Origin of the sequence: Thermogemmatispora sp. (assembly GCF_019683755.1) — a bacterium.
Lineage (GTDB): Bacteria > Chloroflexota > Ktedonobacteria > Ktedonobacterales > Ktedonobacteraceae > Thermogemmatispora.
Genome location: NZ_JADGHT010000343.1, coordinates 1 through 4819, shown reverse-complemented (window position 1 = coordinate 4819; position 4819 = coordinate 1). Strand labels below are relative to the sequence as shown.

5 protein-coding genes are annotated in these 4819 nt (G+C 64.8%); all 5 read right to left on the bottom strand.

Annotated elements, in window-relative coordinates; all coding sequences use genetic code 11:
• Positions 1-69 precede the first annotated feature (69 nt).
• The 5 genes from hypF to IRZ24_RS16800 all read right to left on the bottom strand — a co-directional run bounded on the left by hypF (position 70) and on the right by IRZ24_RS16800 (position 4800).
• On the bottom strand, positions 70-2448 hold the full coding sequence (gene hypF, locus IRZ24_RS16820; protein ID WP_297166663.1) for a carbamoyltransferase HypF: 2379 nt from the start codon (positions 2446-2448) through the stop codon (positions 70-72).
• A gap of 32 nt (positions 2449-2480) precedes the next feature.
• The gene (gene hypB, locus IRZ24_RS16815; protein WP_297166662.1) at positions 2481-3185 is read right to left on the bottom strand and encodes a hydrogenase nickel incorporation protein HypB; all 705 of its coding nucleotides are present in this window, start codon (positions 3183-3185) and stop codon (positions 2481-2483) included.
• A gap of 12 nt (positions 3186-3197) precedes the next feature.
• On the bottom strand, positions 3198-3584 hold the full coding sequence (locus IRZ24_RS16810) for a hydrogenase maturation nickel metallochaperone HypA (protein WP_151727518.1): 387 nt from the start codon (positions 3582-3584) through the stop codon (positions 3198-3200).
• A gap of 264 nt (positions 3585-3848) precedes the next feature.
• Complete coding sequence (locus IRZ24_RS16805) at positions 3849-4451, bottom strand: hydrogenase maturation protease (RefSeq protein ID WP_151727519.1); 603 nt, start codon at positions 4449-4451, stop codon at positions 3849-3851.
• A 7-nt stretch (positions 4452-4458) separates the two neighbouring features.
• Positions 4459-4800 carry a hypothetical protein gene (locus IRZ24_RS16800; RefSeq protein ID WP_297166656.1) on the bottom strand — a complete coding sequence of 114 codons (342 nt, stop codon included), beginning with the start codon at positions 4798-4800 and terminating at the stop codon, positions 4459-4461.
• Between the last annotated feature and the right edge of the window lie 19 nt (positions 4801-4819).

The window sequence follows — 4819 nt, the reverse complement described above, 5'->3', positions numbered from 1 at the left end:
CACTATGTCCGGCAAGATGCGCGGCAGCTCCTTTACTGAACAACCAGGGCCTGGTTCTGGTCCACATTCTCACGAGATAAGATCAGGCTCTCCCTTCCGGCCTGCTGCCGCCAGGCGGGCCGCGGCCACTGCCAGCTGTCCCAGACTGAGACCGCCGTCGTTCGGGGGCACACGGCGATTGAGATAGACCGCGAAGCCGCTGGCTTCTAGCTCAGCGACGAGGGTTTCCAGCAGCAGGCGGTTCTGAAAGACGCCGCCGCTGAGGGCAACCTGGGAGAGGCCGCAGACCTCCCTGATGCGCTGACAGAGGTCGACGAATATGGCCACCAGCGAGCGGTGGAAGCGGCGCGCAAGACGTGCTCTTTCGTAGCCATGCTGGAGGTCCTCGACCAGGGCTGAGAGCAACGGGGAGACATCGATCTGGAGCGGCCCCTGACCCGAGCGGAGCAGGGCGTAGGGATAGGGCGGCTGCTCGTCGGGCGGCACACTGCTGGCCAGCATCTCCAGCTCGATGGCCGCCTGGCCTTCATAGAGCACCTCGTCGCGCAGGCCGAGGATGGCGGCGACGGCATCGAAGAGGCGCCCCAGGCTGGAGGTCAGTGGCGAGTTGAGGCCGCGCTCGATCATCTGCGTGAGAATGCGCCAGGTGCTGCGATCGAGACGCCGCGTGAGAGGAATGTCCAGGGTCAAGAAGCGCTCGCCGTACGCCCGCGCCAGATAGACCGCCGCCATGCGCCACGGCTGGCGAACGGCCTGCTCTCCCCCCGGAAGCGGCACATAGGCCAGATGGGCCAGACGCTCGAAGCCGCAGAGATCGGCCAGCAGGATCTCACAGCCCCAAATGGCCCCGTCGGTACCGTAGCCCGTGCCGTCGGCGGCAATGCCAATGACTGGCCCGCTCAGGCCATGCTCAGCCAACACGCTGGCAATGTGGGCATGATGGTGTTGGACACCGATGCGTTGCTCGATGTCACTGTCCAGCGCGTACCTGGTCGCCAGATAGTCGGGATGCAGATCATAGGCCACGACCTCGGGTACAATGTCAAAGAGGCGCTGGAAATGGCGGATGCCCTCGCGGAAGGAGGCCAGGGTCTCCAGGTTCTCTAGATCGCCGATGTGGTGCCCGACAAACGCCTGGCGCCCTTTACCCAGACAGAAGGTGTTTTTGAGATGGCCCCCGCAGGCCAACAGCGGACGCGGCAGCTCAAAGGCCAGCGTGATCGGCTCGGGCACATACCCCCGCGAGCGGCGGAAGAGCTGCTCGCCTCCAGCCACCAGGCGCGTGACCGAGTCGTCGCAGCGCATGTGGATGACGCGGTTGTGGCTGAGCATGCCATCCGCGATGCCGGCCAGACGCTGACGGGCCTCGTCGTCGCGGTAGGCAATCGGCTCCTCGCTGTGGTTGCCGCTGGTCATCACCAGCACCGGCGGGCGATCAGCGGGAATGAGCCGGGCAAAGGCGTGCAGCAGGAGATGATGGAGCGGCGTGTAGGGAAGCATCAGACCCAGGGTCCGGTAGCCTGGGGCCACTTCGGGCGCCACTGGGCAGGCGGGACGCTGCTCGAGCAGGACAATGGGCCGGCGCGGCGATTGCAGCAGGGCGGCCTCGCCCTCGCTGACGAAGCAGAGGCGCCGCGCTGTCTCCAGATCGGGCACCATGAGGGCGAACGGCTTGGCTTCGCGATGCTTGCGCCGCCGTAGCCGCTGGACAGCCACGGCGTTGAGGGCGTCACAGGCCAGATGATAGCCGCCCAGACCCTTGATGGCCAGAATCGCCCCCCGGACCAGCTGCTGAGCCACCTGCTCGATAGGGGTCGCCTCCTCGACCTCCGCGCCGCTGGCCGAGAGCACCAGCTCCCCCTCAGCCCACAGCTCCAGACGAACCTGCGGCCCACACTGCGGGCAGGCATTAGGTTGAGCATGAAAGCGCCGATTGGCCGGGTTCTCATACTCAGCGCGGCAGGCAGGACACATGGCGAAGACGCGCATGGTCGTCTGCTCACGATCGTAGGGAACATCCTGGATGATGGTGAAGCGCGGCCCGCAGTTGGTGCAATTAATGAAAGGATAGCGATAGCGACGATCAGCGGGATCAAATAACTCGCGCAGGCAATCAGAGCAGGTGGCCATATCGGGGGAGATCAGCGCAGCACGCTCGCTGCTCTCCCGGCTCTCTGCGATCACAAAGGTCGTCTCCTGCCGCAGCGGAAGCGGTTCAACGGTCACGCTCTCGATACGCGCCAGCGGCGGTGCTTCCATTTGCAGTCGCTCGCGGAATTGGGCGAGTGCCTCCGCCGGCCCTTCGATCTCGATGGTGACACCGCGACTATCGTTGCGCACGAAGCCAGCCAGGTGGAGACGCTGGGCCAGTGCATAGACGAAGGGGCGAAAGCCCACCCCCTGCACAATGCCTTTCACGGTGAGACGCTGCCGCAGTCGTGCTGGCATGGTGGCAGGCGCTCCTCCTGACACACGCTCGCTCATGATACTGCGCCTCCCATGGTGTGGGGCGCTTCGCTGACGGCGGCCCCTGAGGACTTGCCAGCGAAGGCCAGCAGCCAGTCACACCAGGTGTCCAGTCCCTCGCCGCTGCGGCAGCTCAGCGCGAAGATTTGCAGCCCTGGGTTGACGGCCAGCGCCTGAGCACGCACGCGTTCGGGATCATAGTCCACGTAGGGCAAGAGATCCAGCTTGTTGAGCACCAGCACCTGGGCAGCGGCAAAGATCTGCGGATACTTGGCTGGCTTCTCATCCCCCTCGGTTGTGCAGACCACCACAACCCGCAGGTCCTCGCCCAGGTCCCAGGCCGCCGGACAGACCAGGTTGCCGATGTTCTCGATGAAGAGCAGGTCGAGCCGCTGCAGATCAAGCGCCTCCAGCGCATCGCGCACCATCTGCGCCTCCAGATGGCAGGCCCCGCGCGTATTGATCTGTACCACCTGGGCCCCGGCGGCCTCCATGCGCTCAGCGTCCAGGCTGGTCTCGATATCTCCCTCGATCACCCCTATGGCCAGCCGCCCACGCAGCCGGGCCACGCTGCGTTCGAGCAGGGTGGTCTTCCCTGCCCCTGGACCGCTCATCAGGTTGATGCAGCGCACGCCAGCCGCCGCCAGCCGTTGGCGCACCTCTGCCGCAACCTCCTCATTGGCCGCCAGGATATGTCTGGCAATGGTCACTCTGGGCATAGCTACCGCTCCTCATCCGTTATGCGCCTGCTCGTGGCCTCCCTGCTGGGTGTCAGCCCCAACCTCCATGTCGAGGATCTGCAACTCGGTGCCCGAGAGAATGCGCGTGGACCAGGTGCCACAGGCGGGACAGCGCGCGATGAAGTCCTCGACGGCAAAGGAACTGGCACATGGCTCGCACCAGGCCCGATGCGGGCTGATCTCGATCGCCAGCCGCGCCTCGGCCAGGACGGGCGAGAGCGAAGCCAGCATGGCAAAGGCCGCTTGCAGGGCCTCCACCAGGACCCCGCTGGCTTCGCCCACGCGCAGATGCACCGTCCGCACCCGCTGTACACCGCACTCCTCCGCCCTGGCCTCTACCACCTCGATAATGCTCTCAGCAAGCGCTAGCTCATGCATCGCTACCCCCACCTTTCGCCCTCGACCGAACGGGGCCTATGCTGGCTCCGCCCTCTTCTCAGCGCCTGTTCACGCCCGGCGCCACGCACAGCCTCCTTCCTCTCTCTACATCGAGCGAATACGCAAATAACGCTGAATATCAGGGAGTTGCTGTCTGAGCACCAAGAGCAACAGCACCAACACAATGGCGCCTGTGATCCACTTGACCATTAGTACACGCCTCCTTTCAGTCAGTGAGAGCCAAGCTCGTCCGCGAAACGAGGACTATGCAGTCTCAGTCGAATCTGAGCCTTGATAGAGCTGCCTGACCACCGTATCGAGGATGTGCAGGGCGCGTTCGACCGCCGCCTGCACGGGGGGACTGAGCCCCATCTGCAGCTCCTCCTCGATGGTATCTGTTTCCCAAGGGGTTGGCTCGCAGCCGATGAGTAGGGTCGGCACAGCAGGCGCCCCGAGCGCACGGGCATAGGTCAGCACGCGCACCGGGTCGAGGCTGTGCGCCTCCAGGCCCAGCTTGCCAGCAGCCAGATCGGCTGCCTGATCCTCCGGAGGAAGCAGCGGCTTGAGCAGATAGAGCGTTCCCGGGCTGCCACCACGCGGCACCGCATCGATGAGGATCAGCGCCTCGTAGCCGTCAAGAAGCGCATAGGCCAGCTCCAAACCACGAATGCCAAAGTCAATGACCTCAACTCCCGGTGGATAGCGCCCGCGTGCCCGCTGAGCCACCGCGCAGCCGAAACCGTCGTCGCCCAGAAAGATATTGCCAATGCCAGCTACCAGCAGGCGACGCAGCCCGCCGCGGGCTGCCTGCTCGAAAGCGGCTTCGAGAGCCTGCAGTAGTCCCTGCTGGTGCTCATCTCTCTCCATGCCCACCTCATTCCCCCTCCCCGAGCGGCTCCACTTCCTCCGGGAAGAAGAAGAAGCGATGACCTGGTAAGACGCGCTCGTCCCATTGCTCTCTGCCGGGATCATCATCGAGGGTGACCACCAGATAGAGGCGGTTCTCGAAGTCTTGCTGGATGACTTCGACGCGCCCGATCCGTCCCTCTAGCAGCAGATCAAAGGCATCGGCCAGGTGCCCCTGACGCGCTCGCCCCGGACAGAGACGCACACGCGTGCCCGCCCTCACCTGACGTCCCGCGATGGTGATCATCTCCGGGGGAGGATAATCCTCACCGGGAAAGGTCCAGCCACGGCTGTCGTCTGTGAGGCTCATGGCTCAGCCTCCCCCAGGG

Excerpts from the sequence above, each read along its gene's own strand:
- hypB (WP_297166662.1), bottom strand. The coding sequence starts at position 3,185 with ATGCCCAGAGTGACCATTGCCAGACATATCCTGGCGGCCAATGAGGAG.
- IRZ24_RS16810 (WP_151727518.1), bottom strand. The coding sequence starts at position 3,584 with ATGCATGAGCTAGCGCTTGCTGAGAGCATTATCGAGGTGGTAGAGGCC.
- hypF (WP_297166663.1), bottom strand. The coding sequence starts at position 2,448 with ATGCCAGCACGACTGCGGCAGCGTCTCACCGTGAAAGGCATTGTGCAG.
- IRZ24_RS16805 (WP_151727519.1), bottom strand. The coding sequence starts at position 4,451 with ATGGAGAGAGATGAGCACCAGCAGGGACTACTGCAGGCTCTCGAAGCC.
- IRZ24_RS16800 (WP_297166656.1), bottom strand. The coding sequence starts at position 4,800 with ATGAGCCTCACAGACGACAGCCGTGGCTGGACCTTTCCCGGTGAGGAT.